This is a genomic window from Micromonospora sp. NRRL B-16802 (assembly GCF_001279555.1).
Classification (GTDB): domain Bacteria; phylum Actinomycetota; class Actinomycetes; order Mycobacteriales; family Micromonosporaceae; genus Micromonospora; species Micromonospora profundi.
In genome coordinates this window covers 1-3,741 of sequence record NZ_LGEB01000095.1, presented here as the reverse complement: position 1 = coordinate 3,741, position 3,741 = coordinate 1, and the positions used below count along the sequence as shown (strand labels likewise).

Below are 3,741 nucleotides of genomic sequence, written 5' to 3'. Positions count from 1 at the left end.
GCCCCCGGACGCTGGGACGTCGCCCCCGGACGCTGGGACGTCGCCCCCGGACGCTGGGACGTCGCCCCCGGACGCTGGGACGTCGCCCCCGGACGCTGGAGCGTCGGCGCCCGACGCTGGAACGGCGGCCCCGGACACGGGTACGTCGGCGCAGCGCCGATGGGACCAGGGCTGGCGCGGCGAGGTGGGTCGGCTGCTGGAGGTCGCCGCGCTGGTCGGGCTGGTCGTCACCCAGCCGCTGCTGGACGTGCTCGGCCGCAGCCCCGACTTCTTCCTGTTCCACCGTGCCGACCCCGGCCAGATCCTGCTGCTCGTCGCCCTGGTGGCGGTCGTGCCCACGCTGCCCCTGGTGGCGCTCGGCGCGGTCAGTCGACTGGCAGGCCGCACCGCCCGCGCGATCACCCACACCGCGCTTGTGGGGCTGCTGCTGGCCGCCCTCGCCGTGCAGGTGGGCCGGCACGCGACGCCACTTCGGGGCGTACCCCTGCTGCTCGTGGCGGCCCTTGCCGGTGCGGCCGGCGCGGCCGCGCACCGGCGGTGGCGGGCGCCGGGCCGCGTGCTGCGACTGGCCGCCGCCGGACCGGTGGCCTTCGTGGCGCTGTTCCTGCTCGTCTCGCCCACCTCGGCGGTGGTGCTGCCGCGCAGCGACGGCGGCGCGGCCGGTACGGCGCAGGGTGCGGCCGTGCACCCGCCCGTGGTCATGCTGATCCTCGACGAGCTGCCGCTTGTCAGCCTGCTCGGCGTCGACGGGCGGATCGACGCGCAACGGTTCCCGCACTTCGCCGAACTGGCCGGCGGGTCCACCTGGTACCGCAACGCAACAGGCGTCAGCGGCTGGACGCCAAACGCGCTGCCCGCAATGCTCACCGGCCGCTACCCGGCGCGGTCCGTGGCGCCGCACTACTCGCAGTACCCCGACAACATCTTCACGGCCTTCGGCGGCCTCTACGACGTCAAGGCGCAGGAGAGCATCACCCGGCTCTGCCCACCGAGCCGCTGCGAACAGCCGATCACCCCCGATCAGGGGCTCGGCGTACTGGTCCGGCAGACCGGCAAACTGCTCGGCCAGATCGCCGGGCCGACGGAGAGCGCCGTCGACCCGGAGGACTCCTACCGGGAGCAGACCCGGGCCGAGGCCGGCCTGGACGCCGCCGAACCCGTCCCGGACGACCCGAAGTTCCGCTGGGACAGCCTCGACGACAACCAGCCCGCCCGGTTCACCAGCTTCCTCGCCGGGCTGAAACCCGAACCTCGGCCCACCCTGCACTTCCTGCACCTGCTCATGCCGCACTCACCGTGGGCGTACCTGCCGTCCGGCGCACGCTACGACGCCCCGGAGGACCTGCCCAACGACGGCGCGGGCTGGGTCGACCTGGCCCGGCAGCGGCACCTCGCCCAGCTCGGCTACACCGACCGGCTGATCGGCGAGACACTGCGGACGCTGCGCGCCAGCGGCCTCTACGACCAGGCCCTGATCGTGGTCACCGCCGACCACGGGGTGAGCTTCCGCGCGGGCGCGCAGGGCCGCGGCATGGACGCCATCAAGGCCGCCGCCGGTGAGGTCGCCTGGGTGCCTCTGTTCGTCAAGGAACCCCGCCAGCAGACCGGCCGCGTCGACGACCGCAACTGGGAACACGTCGACCTGCTGCCGACCGTCGCCGACGAGGCCGGCATCCGACTACCCCGCCGCGTCGACGGCCGTTCCGCCCGGCAGGCGCCCCGCACGGACAGCACGAAACACTTCTACGACCGGCCCGGCGAGCCGATCACCGTCCCCGGCGGGGTGCCCACCCCACCGCCGCCGTCGGCACCGCACCCACTCGTCGGAACCGAGGTACGGGCGGGCCCGGCCGCCGGCAGTGCTCGCGTGGCCGACCTGGCCGCCTTCCAGGCGACCGATCCGGACACCGGCACCCTTCCGGCGTTGGTCTGGGGCGACGTGCCCGAGACGGTCCCGGACGGCACGCAACTCGCGGTGGCGATCAACGGCCGGATCGGGGCGGTGGTCCCGGTGGTGCCGGCCGACCCCGGAGGACGCCGCTTCGCCGCGCTGCTCACCGACGACCGGCTGTTCCGGGCCGGGGCGAACACACTTGACGTCTACCAGGTCACGTGGGACGGAACACTGCGCCGACTGGCGCTGTCCTAGCGCTGTTCCAGGGCTGTCCTAGCGCTGTCGTCGCGGCTGCGGCACACGGGTCCGCTCTGGGGGGTCGTTCCGGGCGGTTCGGGGCGCTTCGGGCCGTCCCGGGTAGCGGGACGGAGGGTTTCCCGGCTGGTGAGTCGGGAATCGGGTGACGCATACCTCACCGCCGAACCACGGCGGGCAGTGTCCCCGGGGCCGCAATTACGGTAGAAGCGAAGGCAATTCAACGTAGATCTGCCGGCGAAGCGAGGAACCACATGACGGAAGTCAAGCTCGATCACCCCGGTGGGCAGCTGTCGATGCCGGTACATCCTGCGGTCGAGGGCCCCGCTGGCATCGGGGTGAGCAAGCTGCTGAAAGAAACCGGGATGACGACGTACGACCCTGGTTTCGTGAACACCGCGGCCGCCTCATCCGCTATCACCTACATCGACGGCGACGCGGGCATCCTGCGTTACCGGGGGTACCCGATCGAGCAGTTGGCCGAGAAGTCCTCCTTCCTGGAGGTCTCGTACCTGCTCATCTACGGCGAGCTGCCGACCGAGCAGCAGCTGACCGAGTTCACCGAGTGGATTCGGCGGCACTCGCTGCTGCACGAGGAGATGCGCCGCTTCTTCGACGGCTTCCCCCGGGACGCCCACCCGATGGCGGTGCTCTCGTCCGCGGTGAGCGCGCTGTCGACCTTCTACCAGGACAGCCTGGACCCGTTCGACTCCGAGCACGTGGAGATCTCCACGGTCCGGCTGATGGCGAAGGTCCCCACCATCGCCTCGTACGCGTACAAGAAGTCCATCGGGCAGCCGCTGCTCTACCCCGACAACTCGCTGGGGTACGTGGACAACCTGCTGCGGATGACGTTCGGCGTGCCGGCGGAGCCGTACGAGGTCGACCCGGTGATGTCGAAGGTGCTGGACATGCTGTTCGTCCTGCACGCCGACCACGAGCAGAACTGCTCCACGTCGACCGTCCGGCTGGTCGGCTCCAGCAACGCCAACCTGTTCGCCTCGGTCTCGGCCGGCGTGAACGCGCTGTTCGGCCCGCTGCACGGCGGTGCCAACCAGGCCGTGCTGGAGATGCTCGAAAAGATCAACGCTGAGGGTGGCGACGTCCGGTCCTTCGTCCGCAAGGTCAAGGACAAGGAGGACGGCGTCAAGCTGATGGGCTTCGGCCACCGGGTCTACAAGAACTACGACCCGCGGGCGGCGATCGTCAAGAAGGCCGCGCAGGACGTGCTGGGCCGGATGGCCAAGCCGGACCCGCTGCTGGACATCGCCATGGAGTTGGAGGAGATCGCGCTCGACGATGACTTCTTCGTCTCCCGTCGGCTCTACCCGAACGTGGACTTCTACACGGGCCTGATCTACAAGGCCATGGGCTTCCCGACCAAGATGTTCACGGTCCTCTTCGCGCTCGGCCGGCTCCCCGGCTGGATCGCCCAGTGGCGCGAGATGATTAACGACCCGGAGACCAAGATCGGCCGTCCGCGGCAGGTCTACGTCGGCTCCGCCGAGCGGGACTACGTCCCCTTCAGCGAGCGCTGACGCCTCCGCTCTTCGCACCGTCGGCAGGCCGTCGACCCGGTCCCGGGTCGGCGG

General features: G+C 71.1%; 2 protein-coding genes. Both read left to right on the top strand.

Annotated features, from left to right (window positions below):
- The coding region (locus tag ADK66_RS25450; RefSeq protein WP_231640190.1) for a sulfatase-like hydrolase/transferase at positions 1–2,149 on the top strand (2,149 nt) is incomplete at its 5' end.
- Positions 2,150–2,403: 254 nt separating this feature from the next.
- A complete protein-coding gene (locus ADK66_RS25445) occupies positions 2,404–3,687 on the top strand; it encodes a citrate synthase (RefSeq protein WP_053659603.1) in 1,284 nt (427 codons plus the stop codon).
- Positions 3,688–3,741 lie beyond the last annotated feature (54 nt).

Excerpts from the sequence above, each read along its gene's own strand:
- ADK66_RS25445 (WP_053659603.1), top strand. The coding sequence starts at position 2,404 with ATGACGGAAGTCAAGCTCGATCACCCCGGTGGGCAGCTGTCGATGCCG.